The following is a 19,541-nucleotide window of genomic DNA, read 5'->3' as shown; positions in this document are numbered from 1 at the left end:
AAACTGCCGGCCCTTTGCGGGGCCGGCCGCCATCACTATTACTCTTCGCCACCGGAAGCCTGTTCAGCTTCAGGGGCTGCAACGTCGGTAGCCACTGCTGCGGTACCCGAGAGGGTCTGCAGCTCCGAGTCGGTCAGACCCGAAGCGTTGCGACGGCGCTGCGCATGGTACGCCAAACCGGTACCGGCTGGAATCAGACGGCCGACGATGACGTTTTCCTTCAGGCCACGCAGGTTGTCCGAGGTGCCGCGGACGGCAGCTTCGGTCAGCACGCGGGTGGTTTCCTGGAAGGAAGCCGCCGAAATGAACGATTCGGTCGCCAGCGATGCCTTGGTGATGCCCAGCAGCACGGGATCGAAATGCGCCGGCAGTTCATTGCGTGCAACCAGCTTGGCGTTCTCTTCGATGACGCGCTGGCGTTCAGCCTGTTCACCGTTGAGGAACTTGCTGCTGCCCTGGTCGGTGATTTCCACCTTGCGGAGCATCTGACGCGAGATCACTTCAATGTGCTTGTCGTTGATCTTCACGCCCTGCAGGCGGTACACGTCCTGGATTTCCTTGACCAGGTAGCGCGCCAGCTCTTCGATGCCCTTCAGGCGCAGGATGTCCTGCGGGCTCGGCTCGCCGTCCACCACGGTTTCACCGCGGGTCACATGCTCACCTTCGAACACGATGATCTGGCGGTACTTCGGAATCAGCTCTTCGTGTTCCGAACCGTCCGTGTCCTTGATGATCAGGCGCTGCTTGCCCTTGGTGTCCTTGCCGAAGCTGACGATACCCGAACGCTCGGCCAGGATCGCCGGATCCTTCGGCTTGCGGGCTTCGAACAAGTCAGCAACGCGCGGCAGACCACCGGTGATGTCGCGGGTCTTGGAGGCTTCCTGCGGGATCTTGGCAACCACGTCGCCCACGCCTACCGGCGCACCATCCTGCAGGTTGACGATCGAGCGCGGCGGCAGCAGGTACTGTGCCGGCAGATCGGTGCCCGGAATGGTCAGGTCATTGCCCTTGCCATCGACGATGCGGACCAGCGGACGCAGATCCTTGGCCTGCGAACCGCGACGCTTCGGATCGGTGATTTCACGCGATGCCAGGCCGGTCAGTTCGTCGGTCTTCTCGATGACGGTGATGCCGTCAATGAAGTCGATGAAGCGCACGAAACCAGCCACTTCCGACACGATCGGGTGGTTATGCGGATCCCAGTTGGCCACGGTCTGGCCAGCCTTGACTTCGGCTGCGTCCTTGACGTTGATGGTGGCGCCGTAGGGCAGCTTGTAGCGCTCACGCTCGCGGCCATGCGGATCCAGGACCGAGACTTCACCCGAACGCGACACTGCCACCAGCGAACCGTTGGCGTGCTCGACGTGCTTCAGGTTGGAGAACTTCACCGAACCGGTGGTCTTGATGGTGATGTTGTCCACCGCAGCCGCACGCGATGCCGCACCACCGATGTGGAACGTACGCATGGTGAGCTGGGTACCCGGCTCACCGATCGACTGTGCAGCGATGACGCCCACTGCTTCACCGATGTTGACGATGTGGCCACGGGCCAGATCGCGGCCGTAGCAGCGACCGCAGACGCCGAAGGACGAGGCACAGGTGATGGTCGAGCGGACCTTGATGGTCTGCACGCCAGCTTCTTCCAGCTTGTTCACCCACTGCTCGTCGAGCAGCGTGTTGCGGGTCACGATCGGATCTTCGTCGTTGCCCGGCAGGAACACGTCCTCGGCCACGACGCGACCCAGCACGCGGTCCTTCAACGGCTCCACAACGTCGCCGCCTTCCACGATCGGAATCATGGTCAGGCCTTCGCTGGTGCCGCAATCCACCTCGGTGATCACCACATCCTGCGCCACGTCGACCAGACGACGGGTCAGGTAACCCGAGTTCGCCGTCTTCAACGCGGTATCGGCCAGACCCTTACGGGCACCGTGGGTGGAGTTGAAGTACTCCTGCACGTTCAGGCCTTCACGGAAGTTCGCCTTAATCGGCGTCTCGATGATCGAGCCATCCGGACGCGCCATCAGGCCTCGCATACCAGCCAGCTGACGGATCTGCGCCTGGCTACCACGCGCACCGGAGTCGGCCATGATGTACAGCGAGTTCATCGACTTCTGGTCAACCAGCTTACCGTCGGTGCCTTCGACCTTCTCGGTACCAATGGTTTCCATCATCGCCTTGGCGATGCGTTCATTGGTACGCGACCAGATGTCGACCACCTTGTTGTAGCGCTCGCCGGCGGTGACCAGACCACTCTGGTACTGCTCCTGGATTTCCAGCACTTCGGCTTCGGCCTCGCCCAGGATGCCCTTCTTCTCATCCGGGATCAGCATGTCGTCGATACCGATCGACACGCCCGCACGGGTTGCGTAGGCATAGCCGGTGTACATCAGCTTGTCGGCGAACACCACGGTGTCCTTCAAGCCAAGCAGACGGTAGCTCTGGTTGATCAGGCGCGAGATGTTCTTCTTGGTCATCTCGGTGTTGCACAGCTCGAACGGCAGGCCTTCAGGCATGATCTCGCTCAGCAGTGCACGGCCGATGGTCGTGTCCTGGATCGAGGTCGTGCTGACCTTGTTGCCTTCTTCGTCGCGCTCAACGTGGGTGATACGCACCTTGACCTGTGCGTGCAGCTCGACCAGACGATTGTCGTAGGCGCGCTTCACTTCGTTGGTGTTGGCGAAGACCATGCCCTCGCCCTTCTTGTTCACCAGCGAGCGGCTCATGTAGTACAGGCCCAACACCACGTCCTGCGACGGCACGATGATCGGCTCGCCGTTGGCCGGCGACAGGATGTTGTTGGTGGACATCATCAGCGCACGCGCTTCCAGCTGGGCTTCCAGCGAGAGCGGCACGTGGACGGCCATCTGGTCACCGTCGAAGTCGGCGTTGAATGCGGTACAGACCAGCGGGTGCAGCTGGATGGCCTTGCCTTCAATCAACAGCGGCTCGAACGCCTGGATGCCCAGACGGTGCAGGGTCGGCGCACGGTTCAGCAGCACCGGATGTTCGCGGATGACTTCTTCCAGGACGTCCCAGACTTCGCCTTCTTCGCGCTCAACCAGCTTCTTGGCAGCCTTGATGGTGGTGGCCAGGCCACGACGCTGCAGCTTGGCGAACACGAACGGCTTGAACAGCTCAAGCGCCATCTTCTTCGGCAGGCCGCACTGGTGCAGCTTCAGGTACGGACCGACGGTGATCACCGAACGACCCGAGTAATCGACGCGCTTGCCCAGCAGGTTCTGACGGAAGCGACCCTGCTTACCCTTGATCATGTCGGCCAGCGACTTGAGCGGGCGCTTGTTGGTGCCGGTGATGGCACGGCCGCGACGGCCGTTGTCCAACAGGGCGTCAACCGACTCCTGCAGCATGCGCTTTTCGTTGCGCACGATGATGTCCGGAGCGTTGAGCTCCAGCAGGCGACGCAGACGGTTGTTGCGGTTGATGACGCGGCGGTACAGGTCGTTCAGATCGGAGGTCGCGAAGCGGCCACCGTCCAACGGCACCAGCGGGCGCAGATCCGGCGGCAGCACCGGCAGCACGGTCATCACCATCCACTCCGGGCGGTTGCCCGATTCCAGGAAGGCTTCGACCAGCTTGATGCGCTTGGTCAGACGCTTGAGCTTGGTTTCCGAACCGGTCGAGGCAATTTCCTCGCGCAGCTTCACCATTTCGGCCTGAAGGTCGATGGTGCGCAGCAGTTCGTACACGGCCTCGGCGCCCATGGCGGCGTCGAAGTCATCGCCGTGTTCCTGGCGAGCGACCAGGTACTGTTCTTCGTTCAGCAGCTGGCGGCGCTCCAGGGCGGTCAGGCCCGGCTCGGTCACCACATAGGCTTCGAAGTACAGCACGCGTTCGATGTCACGCAGGGTCATGTCCAGCATCAGGCCAATGCGCGACGGCAGCGACTTGAGGAACCAGATATGGGCAACCGGCGAAGCCAGGTCGATGTGCGCCATGCGCTCACGACGCACCTTGGCCAAGGTGACTTCGGTGCCGCACTTTTCGCAGACAACGCCGCGGTGCTTCATGCGCTTGTACTTGCCGCACAGGCACTCGTAGTCCTTGACCGGCCCGAAGATGGCGGCACAGAACAGGCCGTCACGCTCCGGCTTGAAGGTACGGTAGTTGATGGTTTCCGGCTTCTTCACTTCGCCGAAGGACCACGAACGAATCAGGTCCGGCGAGGCCAGCGCGATCTTGATCGCGTCGAAGTCCAGCGTCTGACGCGGCTGGTTGAAGAGGTTAAGCAGGTCTTTCATGGTGTTCTCCGAAAGGAGGAATACTTTGTCGATGGGCTGTCGGTTACTGCTGGCGGCGCTGGTGCATCACTGCACCAGCGCCTGCACGATCAGTTGTCTTCCAGTTCCATGTTGATGGCCAGCGAGCGGATTTCCTTCACCAACACGTTGAAGGATTCCGGCATGCCCGCAACCATCTCGTGCTCACCGTCGACGATGTTCTTGTACATCTGGTTACGGCCCTGCACGTCATCGGATTTCACCGTCAACATTTCCTGCAGGGTGTACGCCGCGCCGTAAGCTTCCAGCGCCCAGACTTCCATTTCACCGAAGCGCTGACCACCGAACTGCGCCTTACCACCCAGCGGCTGCTGGGTAACGAGCGAGTACGGGCCGGTCGAACGGGCGTGCATCTTGTCGTCGACCAAGTGGTTCAGCTTCAGGTAGTGCATGTAGCCCACGGTGGTCTGGCGATCAAACGCCTCGCCGGTGCGGCCGTCATACAGCTGCATCTGGGTCTTGCTGGCATTGAAGCCCAGCACCTCGGTTTCCGGGGCGCCGTCCGGGTAGGCGAGATTCAGCATGACGCGGATCTCGTCTTCCAGGGCACCGTCGAACACCGGGGTTGCCATCGGCACGCCGTCGGTCAGGTTCTTTGCCAGGTTGAGCAGTTCTTCGTCACTGAACCTGGACAGGTCCACACGATCGCCGGACAGCGAGGTGTCGTGGTTGTAGATCTGACCCAGGAACTCACGCAGTTCGCTGACAGCGCGCTGCTGTTCCAGCATGCGCTGGATGCGCTTGCCCAGACCCTTTGCGGCCCAGCCCAAATGCACTTCCAGAATCTGGCCGATGTTCATACGCGACGGCACGCCCAGCGGATTCAAGCAGATGTCCACCGTGGTGCCATCGGCCATGTACGGCATGTCTTCGACCGGCACCACGTTGGAGACCACACCCTTGTTACCGTGGCGGCCTGCCATCTTGTCACCCGGCTGAATGCGACGCTTCACGGCCAGGAACACCTTGACCATCTTCAGCACGCCCGGTGCCAGATCGTCGCCCTGGGTGATCTTGCCGCGCTTGTCGGCGAAGCGACGCTCGAATTCCTTCTCGTGTGCCTGGATCTGCATCTGGGCACGTTCGATGGCTTCGGCTGCGTCGTCATCCTTCATACGCAGGGTGAACCAGTCGCTACGCTTCAGGCCGTCCAGCACTGCGTCGGAAACGGTGTCGCCCTTCTTCAGGTTCGGACCACCATTGACCACCTTGCCCACGATCTGCGAACGCAGACGTGCATAGATGGCCGCTTCCAGGATGCGGAACTGGTCGTCGAAATCCTTCTTGACGCGCTTGATTTCGGACTCTTCGATCTGACGTGCGCGCTTGTCCTTCTCGATGCCATCGCGGGTGAAGACCTGCACGTCGATGACGGTGCCGTCCATACCCGGCGGAACACGCAGCGAGCTGTCCTTAACGTCGGAGGCCTTCTCGCCGAAGATGGCGCGAAGCAGCTTCTCTTCCGGGGTCAGCTGGCTTTCGCCCTTCGGCGTCACCTTGCCGACCATGATGTCGCCGGAGCGGACTTCCGCACCGATGTACACCACGCCGGATTCGTCCAGACGGTTCAATGCCTGCTCGGACACGTTCGGGATGTCGGCGGAAATTTCCTCCGGCCCCAGCTTGGTGTCACGCGCAACGCAGGTCAGCTCTTCGATGTGGATCGTGGTGTAACGATCCTCTTCCACCACACGCTCGGAGAGCAGGATGGAGTCCTCGAAGTTGTAGCCGTTCCACGGCATGAACGCGATCAGCATGTTCTGACCCAGCGCCAGCTCACCGATGTCGGTGGACGGGCCATCGGCCAGCACGTCGCCGCGCGCGATCACATCACCCACGTTCACCAGCGGACGCTGATTGATACAGGTGTTCTGATTGGAACGGGTGTACTTGATCAGGTTGTAGATATCCACGCCGGCATCTGCGGCGTCGGTGATCTCGCTCTCGTTGACCTTGACCACGATGCGGCCAGCGTCAATCTGCACGATGTCACCGCCACGACGGGCGTTCACGGTCACACCCGAGTCGCGCGCAACGGCGCGCTCGATACCGGTACCCACCAGCGGCTTCTGCGCACGCAGGGTCGGCACGGCCTGACGCTGCATGTTGGCGCCCATCAGTGCACGGTTGGCGTCATCGTGTTCCAGGAACGGAACCAGCGCCGCAGCAACCGACACGGTCTGCATCGGCGAGACGTCCATGAAGTGGACTTCCGCCGGCGGCTTCAGCAGCGACTCACCCTGGAAACGACACGGCACGAACTGCTCGGTGAGCATGTTCTTGGCATCGGTCAGGGCGTTGGCCTGGGCAATGACGTACTCGTTTTCTTCGATGGCCGACAGGAACTCGACCTCGTCGGAGACCTTGCCGTCGTGCACCTTGCGGTACGGGGTTTCCAGGAAACCGTACTTGTTGGTGCGTGCGAACACGGCCAGCGAGTTGATCAGGCCGATGTTCGGGCCTTCCGGCGTTTCGATGGTGCAGACGCGGCCGTAATGGGTCGGATGCACGTCGCGCACTTCGAAGCCTGCACGCTCGCGGGTCAGACCGCCCGGGCCAAGGGCCGAGACGCGGCGCTTGTGCGTCACTTCCGACAGCGGGTTGTTCTGATCCATGAACTGCGACAGCTGCGAGGAACCGAAGAATTCCTTGATGGCAGCGGCGACCGGCTTGGCGTTGATCAGCTCCTGCGGGGTCAAGCCTTCCGACTCGGCCATCGACAGGCGCTCCTTAACCGCGCGCTCGACGCGGACCAGGCCCACGCGGAACACGTTCTCGGCCATTTCGCCGACCGAACGCACGCGACGGTTGCCCAGGTGGTCGATATCGTCCACCACGCCACGGCCGTTGCGGATCTCGGTCAGCACCTTGATCACGTCCAGGATGTCCGAACCTTCGCCGTGTGCGGCGACCAGGCGCTTGGACTCTTCGTCGTTACGCTCGCCGAAGTACTTGTTGTCGTACAGCACGGCTTCGCCGGTGACTTCCTTGCGGCCGACACGACGGTTGAACTTCATGCGGCCGACCGTGGACAGGTCGTAGCGCTCGAAGGTGAAGAACAGGTTGTGGAACAGGTTCTGTGCAGCATCCTTGGTCGGCGGCTCGCCCGGACGCATCATGCGGTAGATTTCGACCAGCGCTTCCAGCTGCGTCTTGGTCGGATCGATGCGCAGGGTGTTGGACAGGTACGCACCACGGTCCAGATCGTTCACCCACAACGTGCCAACCGCATCAACACCCGCCTTGCGGAAGTTCTGCAGCTGCTCGTCAGTGATTTCGTCGTTGGCCTGGGCCAGCAGCTCACCGGTGTTTGCATCGACCACGTCGTGCGAAAGGATGCGGCTGACCAGGTAGTCATCCGGCACCGCCAGGGCAGCAATGCCCGAGGCCTGCAGTTGCTTGATGTGACGCGCGGTGATGCGCTTGCCAGCTTCCACGATGACCTTGTCACCGTCAGCCAGATCAAAGCCCAGCGTTTCGCCACGCAGACGCTCCGGCACCAGCTCCAGCTGGACGCCTTCATCCGGGTTGATGTGGAAGGTGTTGACCTCGAAGAACTCGGCCAGCATCTCTTCGTTGTTGTAACCCAGTGCGCGCAGCAGGATCGACACCGGCAACTTGCGGCGACGGTCGATACGGGTAAACAGCGCATCCTTCGGATCGAACTCGAAGTCCAACCAGGAACCGCGGTACGGGATGATGCGGGCGCTGTACAGCAGCTTGCCCGAGCTGTGGGTCTTGCCACGGTCGTGGTCGAAGAACACACCCGGCGAACGGTGCAGCTGCGACACGATGACGCGCTCGGTACCGTTGACGATGAAGGTGCCGTTTTCGGTCATCAACGGGATTTCGCCCAGATAGACCTCCTGCTCCTTCACATACTTGATCGCCTTGGTGGACGACTCGCGGTCGTAGATGACCAGGCGCACGGTCACGCGCAGCGGCGCGCCGTAGCTCATGCCACGCTGACGGCACTCGCGCTCGTCAAACACCGGGTCGCCCAGCTTGTAACCGACATATTCCAGAGCAGCATTGCCGCTGTAGCTGGAAATCGGGAACACCGACTTCAGCGCAGCATGCAGGCCATGGTCCGAGCGCTTGGCCGGGTCGACGTTTTCCTGCAGGAACTCACGGTAGGAGTCGACCTGGATGGCGAGCAGGAAAGGCACCTCGAGGATCGAGCGCTGCTTGCCGAAATCTTTGCGGATGCGCTTTTTTTCGGTGTACGAATAGGACGTCATGAGGTCTTCCACCTTGTTGTTCAGGTTGTGCGCCCACAGCCTGGAAGGGAACTTGAAATTGTCAGTTGGAAGTCGCTGGTATTGCCGGCACCAGCACGCCTTCTCTTGCTACTTCCAACTGCCAACTCGTTAGGACACGGAGTTGGGCTTTGCCGGCCAGCGCCATCAACGACGGCTGCCACCCGGGCTGAACCACCCGCAATCCAATTGCGGATTAAAACGACCAAAGGCCGGGGGTTTACACCCCCAGCCTTGGCTGCATCGCCGTGAATCGATGGCGACGCAAGGAACTGATTACTTCAGCTCGACGGTGGCGCCGGCGGCTTCCAGTTCCTTCTTGAACTTCTCAGCGTCTTCCTTCGAAGCGCCTTCCTTCACGATGCCACCGGCTTCAGCCAGATCCTTCGCTTCCTTCAGGCCCAGGCCGGTGATGGCACGAACGGCCTTAATCACTTCGACCTTCTTGGCGCCGGCTTCCTTCAGGATGACGTTGAATTCGGTCTGCTCTTCGACAACAGCAGCCGGGCCAGCAGCAGCAACTGCAACCGGGGCAGCAGCCGAAACGCCGAACTTCTCTTCGATGGCCTTAACCAGCTCCATCACTTCCATCAGGGACTTTTCGGCGATCGCTTCGACGATCTGGTCATTGGTAAGGGACATTTTGATTACCTTTTGAAATTATTCTGGGGTGAGGTTCTTTGCAGAACCACTAAGACGTCGAACTCAGGCGGTTTCAGCGGCCGGCTCGGCAGCTTCAGCAGCTGCACCACCTTCCTGCTTTTCACCGATAGCCTTGACGGCGCGGGCGAACATGGTCACCGGCTCGGTCAGGACGCGGGCCAACATGGCCAGGGCCTGATCACGGGTCGGCAGCGATGCCAGCACGTCGACGTGGCTGGCCGGGAAAATTTCCCCGCCGATTGCCACGACTTTCGCCTTCAGCTTGTCGTTGCCCTTGGCTGCATCCTTGATCAGGCGACCGGCTGCACCGGGCTCCTCAAGCGAAAACGCATACAGCAGCGGACCAACCATCTGGTCCTGTGCTACGGCGAAATCGGTGCCTTCAACGGCGCGCGCGGCCAGCGTGTTCTTGACAACCTTCAAGAAAACACCGGTTTCGCGGGCCTGCTTACGCATCGCGGTCATTTGAGCGACCGTGGTGCCAGCGTATTCGGCTGCGATCAAGGAGTGGGCCTTGGCTGCGATGTCCGCCAGCTCGGCGACTACTTCTTGCTTCTGGGACAGATTGAGAGCCATTGCACTCCTCCAATTGAAATCCGCTTACGGCTCCTGCCGTGTGCGGTCCTAGGCGGCATCCATCCTGGATACCGGGAGCATCGGGGTGACGCTCCGGTGGTGGCCGTTCTAGACCTGGAGTGGGCCAACCTGGGTTACCCCAGACGTGCGTTAAACCAGAAAACTCCAGAAGGGCATCACCATCTACGCAGGTTGATTCGGTGAAGAATCGATTAAGCGATCCCGCTATGCCGGCGGCGACTCCTTGCCAGATCGAGCTTCCCTGCCCGTCGCCGGTATGCGCTGACCGCGCCTGCGGTCTTTGACGGCTATCGTGCAGGCGAACCCACACGATGCCTTCAAAATGACGGCCTCGACACCAAGGGTATCGAGGCCGCTTGAAACAATTACTTCAGGGTCAGCGACGACTGGTCGACGGTGACGCCCGGGCCCATCGTCGAGCTGACCGATACCTTCTGCAGGTACAGGCCCTTCGACGTGGCCGGCTTGGCCTTGATCAGGTCAACCAGCAGCGCCTGCAGGTTCGACTGCAGCGCGCCGTTTTCGAAGCTGGCCTTGCCGATGGTGCAATGGATGATGCCGGCCTTGTCAGTGCGGTAACGCACCTGACCCGACTTGGCATTCTTGACGGCTTCGCCCGGGTTGGCCGAAACGGTGCCGACCTTCGGGTTCGGCATCAAGCCGCGCGGGCCCAACAGGGTGCCCAGCTTACCGACAACGCGCATGGCGTCCGGGGTCGCAATGACGACGTCATAGTTCAGATCGCCGGCCTGCATCTTCTCGGCCAGATCGTCCATACCGACGGCTTCAGCGCCAGCGGCCAGGGCTTCGTCAGCCTTGGCACCGGCCGGGGCAAACACTGCCACGCGGACCGACTTGCCGGTACCGGCCGGCAGCACGGTGGAACCGCGCACCTGCTGGTCGGACTTCTTGGCATCCACGCCCAGACGCACGGCCACGTCGATCGATTCGACGAACTTGGCCTTGCTGACGGTCTTCAGGATATTGATAGCCTCATCGAAGGCATATGCCTTACCCGGGACAACGGCGGCCTTTGCGGCCTTCTCACGCTTGGTCTGTGCCATCAGATTAACCCTCTACCACCAGGCCCATGGAACGGGCAGAGCCCGCGATCGTACGCACGGCGGCGTCCAGGTCAGCAGCCGTCAGATCCGGCTCCTTCGCCTTGCAGATTTCTTCCAGCTGCGCGCGCGTCACCTTGCCCACCTTGTCGGTGTTCGGCTTCTTCGAGCCCGAAGAAATGCCAGCGGCCTTCTTCAGCAGCACGGTGGCCGGGGTGCTCTTGGTGATGAAGGTGAACGTACGGTCCGAATAGGCCGTGATGATCACCGGCACCGGCAGACCCGGCTCCAGCTTCTGCGTGGCAGCGTTGAACGCCTTGCAGAATTCCATGATGTTCAGACCGCGCTGACCCAGCGCAGGACCGACCGGCGGCGAGGGATTGGCCTGACCGGCCTTCACCTGCAGCTTGATGTAACCGACAACTTTCTTTGCCATTTGAGTACTCTCCGGGTGCTAGCGCCTTGCGACAACAGGCTCCCCATCGGACCGAGAATCACGCGTCCCGGCATCGCGCTTTGAAATCCTTGAATCGCACCAAAGGCCACCTCGCGGCAGCCTTTGATTGAGCCCCCATTACAGGGAGCCGGCAATTCTAACAGTTTTTTCAACGCCCGCCTGAACAGGCGGACACAAAGGCATCAGACCGCCTTTTCGACCTGACCGAACTCGAGCTCGACCGGGGTGGCGCGACCGAAGATCAACACCGAGACGCGCACGCGGCTCTTCTCGTAGTTGACTTCTTCCACAACGCCATTGAAATCGTTGAACGGACCTTCGGTAACACGGACCATCTGGCCCGGCTCGAACAGCACCTTCGGACGCGGCTTCTCAACACCTTCCTGAACACGATCCAGGATGGCAGCAGCCTCTTCGTCACGAATCGGCAGCGGGCGATCAGCGGTGCCGCCGATGAAACCCATGACCTTCGGGGTTTCCTTCACCAAGTGCCAGCTTTCGTTGTCGATACGCGGAATGCCGCCTTCTTCGTGCGTCTCGATCTGGACCAGCACGTAACCCGGGAAGAACTTGCGCTCGGAACGGCGCTTCTGGCCGGAGCGCATCTCGATTACTTCTTCCGTGGGAACCAGGACGTCACCGAAAAGCTCCTGCATTTCGTCACGCACAATGCGGTCACGCAATGCCTGCGCTACCGACTTCTCAAAACCTGAATAGGCGTGAACGACGTACCAACGCTTCACTGATATCTCCTCAACGACCCAAGAACCACTGGGTCAGCTTCTGGATCACGAAATCGAACCCACCCAGGACCAGGCTCAACACGATCACCACCACGACCACCACCCATGTCATACGGATGGCTTCCTGGCGGGTCGGCCAAACGACCTTACGCAGTTCAAAACGGGATTCGGAAAGAAATTCGAGCGTCTGGCGGCCCTTGGTGCTCAGCATGAACACGCCACCACCGGCAACCAGACCCACTACGACAGCCAAGGCTCGCAACTGGCCGGACCATGCACCCAACTGGGCAGCACGCACCGGCTCAGAGAACCAGTACCACACGAACAGGCCCGCCAGCACCAACAATGCGGCGCCGACATACTTGACGATATCGCCACCGGAAGCGGCGGACTTGGAGTGGTCGATCTTGCTGTTCATCCGACTCTTGTTGCTAGTGCGACCAAGGTCACTGGATAGAGAGTTGCAAGTGGCACGCCAGGAGGGACTCGAACCCCCAACCTGCGGTTTTGGAGACCGCTGCTCTGCCAATTGAGCTACTGGCGTACTGAAAAAACCTGCCTTCCCTTAGACGGCGAAGGCGGACCGGATTTCCCGATCCGCCTTTCGCAAGACCGGCAGCGCTAAGCAACCGCCGGTATTACAAAATTACGCGATGATCTTGGCAACCACACCGGCGCCGACGGTACGACCGCCTTCACGGATGGCGAAGCGCAGACCTTCGTCCATTGCCACCGGGTTGATCAGGGTGACGGCCATCTTCACGTTGTCACCCGGCATCACCATTTCCACACCTTCCGGCAGTTCGCAAGCGCCGGTGATGTCGGTGGTACGGAAGTAGAACTGCGGACGGTAGCCCTTGAAGAACGGCGTGTGACGGCCGCCTTCGTCCTTCGACAGCACGTACACCTCAGCTTCAAACTGGGTGTGCGGCTTGATCGAACCCGGCTTGGCCAGAACCTGGCCACGCTCGACGTCGTCACGCTTGGTGCCGCGCAGCAGCAGACCGGCGTTGTCGCCTGCCTGACCCTGGTCGAGCAGCTTGCGGAACATTTCCACACCGGTGACGGTGGTCTTCTGGACCGGACGGATACCGACGATTTCGATTTCTTCGCCGACCTTGATCACGCCGCGCTCGATACGACCGGTCACCACGGTGCCGCGGCCCGAGATCGAGAACACGTCTTCCACCGGCATCAGGAAGGGCTTGTCCACGTCGCGCTCCGGCGTCGGGATCCAGGTATCCAGTGCATCGACCAGCTTCAGGATGGCCGGCACGCCGATGTCGCTCTGGTCGCCTTCCAGCGCCATACGAGCCGAACCCGAGATGATCGGGGTGTCATCGCCCGGGAAGTCGTACTTGCTCAGCAGCTCGCGGACTTCCATTTCGACCAGTTCCAGCAGCTCAGCGTCGTCCACCATGTCGGCCTTGTTCAGGAACACGACGATGTACGGCACGCCGACCTGACGCGACAGCAGGATGTGCTCGCGGGTCTGCGGCATCGGGCCGTCAGCAGCCGAACAGACCAGGATCGCGCCGTCCATCTGGGCAGCACCGGTGATCATGTTCTTGACGTAGTCAGCATGGCCCGGGCAATCGACGTGGGCGTAGTGACGCGACTCGGATTCATACTCAACGTGCGCGGTCGAGATCGTGATACCACGAGCCTTCTCTTCCGGGGCGGCGTCGATGGACGAGTAATCCTTGAATTCGCCACCGAAACGCTCTGCACCGATCTTGGTCAGTGCGGCGGTCAGCGTAGTCTTGCCGTGATCGACGTGGCCGATGGTGCCGACGTTGACGTGCGGCTTGGTACGTTCGAACTTACCCTTGGACATGGCTGACTCTTCTCGGTAACAGGTTGGTTATGGCGCTATCGGCAAGATGGTGCTCACGAAAGGAATCGAACCTTCGACCTCCTCCTTACCAAGGAGGTGCTCTACCGACTGAGCTACGTGAGCGAGTTTTCTATTATGACATGTTTTCAGAATCGTTCAATGGAGCGGGAGACGGGAATCGAACCCGCACCATTAGCTTGGAAGGCTAAGGTTCTACCGTTGAACTACTCCCGCACCGGGAACACACATCACAACATTAAAACTGGTGGAGGGAGGTGGATTCGAACCACCGAAGGCGTAAGCCAGCAGATTTACAGTCTGCCCCCGTTGGCCGCTTGGGTATCCCTCCGCTCCACCCCTTTTTTGAGGACCTTGGCCTAAACGGTCAGGGGTGGGAGAGCGCGCTATTCTGGTGATGAAGGCCGAAACTGTCAACAGAAATCTTCACATCTGATGAAATATTTCTGTCCACGCGCGGCACACACATCATTCGCCAGGCATCTTCAGCTTTTCACTGTCGAAAATCGCAACGTGCGGCACGCCATCGGCGCCAATCCAGCCGCGGTACATCCCCTCTGTATTGAATGGCGTGGAAGCGCTGCCGTCAGCCGACAACACGATGGCACCGCCATCACCGCCCAACTCGGGCACGCGCTTGCCAATGACCTCTTCACCGGCTTGCGCCGCGGTTTCTCCGAGGTATTGCATGCGGGCGCAGATTTCATGCGCGACCGCCAGGCGAATGTAGAACTCGCCCCAGCCCGTGCCGGACACCGCGCAGTGTGTGCTGGCGTAGGTGCCGGCGCCGATGATCGGTGAATCGCCAACGCGACCGTAGCGCTTGTTGGTCATGCCGCCGGTCGAGGTGCCAGCGGCCAGCTTGCCTTCCGTGTCCAGCGCCACCGCACCGACGGTGCCGAAATGCTTGGCGGTTTCCAGATCGGCATGTGCCTGGCCGTTCGCTTCTTCCCTCAATGCACGCTGCAGCTGCTGCCAGCGCTTCTCGGTGCGGAAGTAGGAAGGATCGACCAGCGGAATCTTCTGTTCGGTAGCGAACATCTCCGCGCCCTCGCCCGCCATCATTACGTGTGGCGAATGCTCCATCACCGCACGCGCGAGCAGGATCGGGTTCTTCACGGTGTGTACGCCAGCCACCGCGCCCGCGCGCAGCGTGGCGCCATCCATCAACGAGGCGTCCAACTCGTTCTTGCCGTCGTGGGTAAACACCGCACCGCGACCGGCATTGAAGGTGGGATCGTCTTCCAGCACGGTGATGGCGGCGGTCACTGCGTCCATCGCCGGCTTGCCCGCCATCAATGCTTCGTGACCTTTGCGCAGCGCTTCGGTCAACGCCGCACGCGCAGCGCGCTCCTCCTCCGGACTGAAATCCTTGCGCTCGACACCGGCACCGCCGTGGATGACCAGCAATGGCGAGGTCGCCGCCATCACGGCACCCGAGGACAACGACGCAAGGCCCAGCAATACCGCGGAAGTCAGCTTCATGTTTCGTCACTCCGGAAATGAACCCGATTCTAGGCGCCACATCGATGGCCTGAACAGAGACACATGAAAAAGGGGCCGAAGCCCCTTTCTACTCACACCCGCATGCGCGCCGCTCAGTGTGGCCGCAGCTGCAGTTCGCCATCCACCACGCTGGCGACAGCGGTGAAGGCCGCGTTGTCCACCTTGAAGCCATCCAGATGCAGGCGACTGCCCTCGCCCACGCCGGTCACCGGAATGGCGCTGAAATCCAGCGGTTCGCCGTTGCTCAATCGAGTGGCGGCATGGCGCGGCATCACCAGCCAGGCATAGCCGTCGTTCAAGGAATAGACGCGGCCACGTCCATCGGCCTCCACACACAGTGCGGTGTCTTCATCCACGCCGATGCCGACGATGTCGTTCTGGCCCTTTTCCTGTGCGGCACGGGCGACGAACACAATCAAGCGACCGAGCCGATCACGCTTGGCGAAGTGGGTGTCGGTGACCACGTTCGACAGATAGGGCATGGTCAGGAAATCCTTGTCCATGGTGACTTCATCACCCAACGGATCATTCATGGCGGCGTGCGAATTGACGCTGCCACCATCCAGTGCGCCATAGGCATGGCCACCGAGGATCGCCAGCCCAGCGCTGGTGCCGCCAATCGGCTTGCCAGCACGGATGTGCTCGTTCAATGCCGTATTGAGCGCAGTGCCCTTCCAGAAACGGATGTAGCGCGCCTGATCACCGCCGGCGATGAAGATGGCATCGGCACCGCGCACCACACGCAGCACCGCCGGATCGTCGGCGGCCTTGCGACTGTCGAACACCAACGTCTGCACGGCAGTGACACCGCCGATGTCGTTGTAGATCTCCTTCTGCAGTTCATCGGCGCCCGACGCACGCAGCACCACCACGCGGCCGTGACCGGCACGCTCGACCCACCAATGGAATGCATCCGGCGCGAAGTCGCCACCGCCCATCAGCATCATCGCGGCCTCGGTCTTGCCCGGGCGCGGCGCGGCGAGATCGCCGATCTCGTAGTACTGGTAGCCGGACTGGGAAATCGCGCGCGCATCCTGCGCAGCGGCAACACTCACCACGCCAGAAAATAGTGCCAACAGAAACCATCGACCGAGCGAAGAACTCTTACGTTTCATTACGCCTTTCAACCTGCACATGTAATCGCTTACAGCCCTAATGCCAGACTTTCCGGCAGTGGTCAAGGTTGTAAAAAAGGTGTTAGATGCGGCAAGCCCATTCACTTTTTCTGACTGGGATAGCCGGCACCTTCTGAGGCGCTGGATTGGGATTTTCCAGAACACTTTTCATCAGAGAGCTGATTCATGCGTAGACACGCAATGGTGTGTTCAATCCAGCTGGCCCTGTTGGCCATGTCTGCCCCCGTCCTTGCCCAGACCCCAGCAGGAGGCCAGCCACAACAACTGGACACCGTGCAGGTCACCGGCTCACGCATCCCGCGCGCGCAGGTGGAAGGCCCAGCGCCGATCACGGTGGTGACGGCCGAGCAGATTCAATCGGCGGGATTCACGTCCGTCCCTGATGTACTGCGCTCGTTGAGCCAGAACGGCGGCAGCACCCAAGGTCAACAGAACACCACCGGCGCGCAATCCACGCCTGGCGCGCAGGCGGTCGATCTGCGCGGTCTTGGCCCCAACCACACGCTCGTACTGGTCAATGGCCGCCGCATTGCCGACTTCCCGCTGCCGCTCAATGGCCGCAGCAACTTCACCGATGTCGGCAACATTCCGCTGGGAATGATTGACCGCGTCGAAGTGCTGACTGGCAGTGCATCGGCGGTGTATGGCTCCGACGCAATGGCAGGCGTCATCAACTTCATCCTGAAGAAATCCACCGATGGCACCACCATCGATTACCGCTATGGCGACACCAGCCGTGGCGGTGGTGAGTCGCACAAGCTGACGCTGACCACCGGTTTTGAGAAAGGCAATTTCAGCGGCATCGTCGGCGTGGAGTTGTTGGACAAGCGCCCGCTCTGGGGCACCGAACGCGGCGTGCAGGATTCAACCCTCGACTCCCCCGACGAATCGCGGCGCCGGCCGCGCCTCACCGCCCAGCTGATGAACTGGGAAACCGACGAGAACATTGCGCCGGCCGATGATTGTGCGGCGATGTCTGGCCTCAATGAGGGCACCACCGTATTGGCGGAGGGCGACTACGGCCCTTACTGCGGCAGCGAGCGCGCCATTGCGTACCGCACCATCGAAAACGAGCGCAAGGGCGCCAACGCCTACGGCTCGTTTGAATACCGCTTCTCCGACAGCCTGTCCTGGTTCGCCGATGTGCAGCTCGGCCATCAGAAGGTGAAGCTGCTGACCGGCACCAACGGCAACGATGTGGCCAGTGACCACATGGGTTGGGAATTCCACGATCCGGCATCGACCGACAACTATCGCAACAAGATTTTCTACAACGCCGCCACCGGCCAACGTGAACTGTGGACGCGCCAGTTCACGCCCGAAGAAGTGGGCGGCCTGCGAAACCGCATGAACACCACCACACAGAAGACCATGGCAGTGACCACCGGTCTGAAGGGCTATTTCGCCGACGCGTGGAACTGGGAAGCGGCGTACAACCATTCCGAGTACAAGGCCGATGTGAAGATGCCACGCATCAAGGCCGATGCTGCCAACCGCCTGTTCCTGGGCGAGCGACTGGGTTACGACGACGATGGTTATGCGATCTATAGCCCCGATCCGGCTCGCCTCTACACGCCACTGACCACGGCCGAGTTCGCTTCCATCGCGGCGATGTCCACGTTCAAGCCCAAGGCGAAGAACGACAACCTCAGCTTCACGATCGACAACTCCGCGCTGTTCACCCTGCCCGCCGGCGATGTCGGTTTCGCCGGCGCAGTGGAATACGGCAAGCAGTCCTATCGCATCAATCCCGATCCACTCGCACTGACGGAAGATGCGTATTACGGCCCCCGCTACGGCGATGGCAACGGCGACCGTGATCACTGGAGTGCCGCTGGCGAACTGCGCATACCGCTGCTGTCCACGCTGGATGCAAGTGTGGCCGGCCGTTATGACCGCTATAGCTACGGCAACAAGGACCCGGGCAAGTTCACCTACAGCGCCGGGCTTGAATGGCGCCCCATCGACACGCTGCTGATCCGCAGTTCCTACGGCACCGGCTTCCGCGCGCCGGACATGCACTACCTGTTCGCAGGCGACGATTACTACCGCACCCGCTATGCCACCGACTATTACCAATGCCGGACTACCGAGCCCGGTATCACCGACGGTGATTGCTACAGGCTTGGCGACTACGATGGCAGCACCTTTGACGTCTACAACGGCAACATGCAGCTGGACGTGGAGACCAGCAAGTCGTTCTCCGCCGGTTTCGTATGGTCGCCGGTCGCCAACTTCGATCTGGCAGTGGACTACTACAAGATCCGCATCGAGAACCAGGTGCAGACGCAGGATCGCGAACAACTGCGGATCGACGAAGCCAACTGCCGCCTCGGCGTCACCGACAGTGGCGCTTCGGTGGACATCAATTCACCGACCTGCGTTGACGCCCTGGCCCGCGTCATCCGCGATACGGATGGCAACATCACCAGCGTCCACTTCAGCCCGATCAACATCGCCAACGAAGAGACGTCGGGCATCGACGTTGCCGCGCATTACCGCCTGCAGACCGCAAGTGCCGGCAACTTCAGCTTCAGCGGCAACTACAACTGGACGCACCGCCACACGCGTCAACAGTTCCCGGGCGACCCGTCCGAAGACATGCTCGACGTCAGCTTCAGCGCCACCACCCTTCCGCGCACCAAGGGCAACCTGGGCGTGAGCTGGGACAAGGGTGCATGGGGCGCGAGCCTCTTCGGCAACTACCTGGGCCGCGTGGCCAACTACGACAACGATGCGTGGACCGATTCCACCTGGCGCTTCAATGCCGGCGGGCGTTATGACATCAACGACCATCTGCGCGTCTCGGTGTCGGTCAACAACCTGTTCGACAAGATGCCGCCGAAGGACGCCACCTGGTCCAACTACCCGTACTACGACACGTCATGGTTTGACAGCATCGGCCGCAGCTACTTCGTGCAGCTGACCTGGAAGCTGGGTGGCAGCGCGCTGTAAGCACCGCC

The 19,541-nt window shown here is 61.1% G+C and carries 12 protein-coding genes and 4 tRNA genes; 1 reads left to right on the top strand and 15 read right to left on the bottom strand.

The features are described 5' to 3' along the window. Positions 1-38: 38 nt before the first annotated feature. The 15 genes from rpoC to ACREP4_RS04685 all read right to left on the bottom strand — a co-directional run bounded on the left by rpoC (position 39) and on the right by ACREP4_RS04685 (position 16,557). On the bottom strand, positions 39-4,262 hold the full coding sequence (gene rpoC, locus ACREP4_RS04755; RefSeq protein WP_431595048.1) for a DNA-directed RNA polymerase subunit beta': 4,224 nt from the start codon (positions 4,260-4,262) through the stop codon (positions 39-41). A gap of 89 nt (positions 4,263-4,351) precedes the next feature. After that, positions 4,352-8,542: a DNA-directed RNA polymerase subunit beta gene (rpoB, locus tag ACREP4_RS04750; RefSeq protein WP_431595047.1), complete on the bottom strand. Its 4,191-nt coding sequence runs from the start codon at positions 8,540-8,542 to the stop codon at positions 4,352-4,354. Positions 8,543-8,836: 294 nt separating this feature from the next. Next, a complete protein-coding gene (gene rplL / locus ACREP4_RS04745) occupies positions 8,837-9,202 on the bottom strand; it encodes a 50S ribosomal protein L7/L12 (protein ID WP_431595046.1) in 366 nt (121 codons plus the stop codon). A 63-nt stretch (positions 9,203-9,265) separates the two neighbouring features. After that, positions 9,266-9,799 (bottom strand): 50S ribosomal protein L10, encoded by a 534-nt coding sequence (gene rplJ, locus ACREP4_RS04740; protein ID WP_431595045.1) that lies wholly within the window; start codon positions 9,797-9,799, stop codon positions 9,266-9,268. 386 nt (positions 9,800-10,185) lie between these two features. After that, positions 10,186-10,884, bottom strand: coding sequence for a 50S ribosomal protein L1 (gene rplA / locus ACREP4_RS04735; RefSeq protein ID WP_431595044.1), 699 nt, complete (start codon positions 10,882-10,884; stop codon positions 10,186-10,188). Positions 10,885-10,888: 4 nt separating this feature from the next. After that, complete coding sequence (rplK, locus tag ACREP4_RS04730; protein ID WP_431595043.1) at positions 10,889-11,317, bottom strand: 50S ribosomal protein L11; 429 nt, start codon at positions 11,315-11,317, stop codon at positions 10,889-10,891. Between the two features lie 203 nt (positions 11,318-11,520). Next, positions 11,521-12,081: a transcription termination/antitermination protein NusG gene (nusG, locus tag ACREP4_RS04725; protein ID WP_431595042.1), complete on the bottom strand. Its 561-nt coding sequence runs from the start codon at positions 12,079-12,081 to the stop codon at positions 11,521-11,523. Positions 12,082-12,091: 10 nt separating this feature from the next. Continuing rightward, the gene (gene secE / locus ACREP4_RS04720; RefSeq protein ID WP_431595041.1) at positions 12,092-12,499 is read right to left on the bottom strand and encodes a preprotein translocase subunit SecE; all 408 of its coding nucleotides are present in this window, start codon (positions 12,497-12,499) and stop codon (positions 12,092-12,094) included. A 50-nt stretch (positions 12,500-12,549) separates the two neighbouring features. Further along, a tRNA-Trp gene (locus ACREP4_RS04715) sits at positions 12,550-12,625 on the bottom strand. 102 nt (positions 12,626-12,727) lie between these two features. Further along, positions 12,728-13,918: an elongation factor Tu gene (gene tuf / locus ACREP4_RS04710; protein WP_431595040.1), complete on the bottom strand. Its 1,191-nt coding sequence runs from the start codon at positions 13,916-13,918 to the stop codon at positions 12,728-12,730. A gap of 47 nt (positions 13,919-13,965) precedes the next feature. Beyond that, positions 13,966-14,041, bottom strand: a tRNA-Thr gene (locus tag ACREP4_RS04705). 37 nt (positions 14,042-14,078) lie between these two features. After that, positions 14,079-14,152, bottom strand: a tRNA-Gly gene (locus ACREP4_RS04700). Positions 14,153-14,181: 29 nt separating this feature from the next. Beyond that, positions 14,182-14,267 (bottom strand) — tRNA-Tyr (locus ACREP4_RS04695). A 137-nt stretch (positions 14,268-14,404) separates the two neighbouring features. Further along, positions 14,405-15,421: an isoaspartyl peptidase/L-asparaginase family protein gene (locus ACREP4_RS04690; protein ID WP_431595039.1), complete on the bottom strand. Its 1,017-nt coding sequence runs from the start codon at positions 15,419-15,421 to the stop codon at positions 14,405-14,407. A gap of 113 nt (positions 15,422-15,534) precedes the next feature. After that, complete coding sequence (locus ACREP4_RS04685; RefSeq protein WP_431595038.1) at positions 15,535-16,557, bottom strand: cyanophycinase; 1,023 nt, start codon at positions 16,555-16,557, stop codon at positions 15,535-15,537. 186 nt (positions 16,558-16,743) lie between these two features. Between ACREP4_RS04685 and ACREP4_RS04680 the strand changes: the two genes are divergently transcribed. After that, positions 16,744-19,533: a TonB-dependent receptor plug domain-containing protein gene (locus tag ACREP4_RS04680; RefSeq protein WP_431595037.1), complete on the top strand. Its 2,790-nt coding sequence runs from the start codon at positions 16,744-16,746 to the stop codon at positions 19,531-19,533. Positions 19,534-19,541 lie beyond the last annotated feature (8 nt).

The organism is Stenotrophomonas sp., from assembly GCF_050737575.1.
In the GTDB taxonomy this organism is placed as follows: domain Bacteria; phylum Pseudomonadota; class Gammaproteobacteria; order Xanthomonadales; family Xanthomonadaceae; genus Stenotrophomonas.
This window is presented reverse-complemented; position numbering and strand designations above follow the sequence as displayed.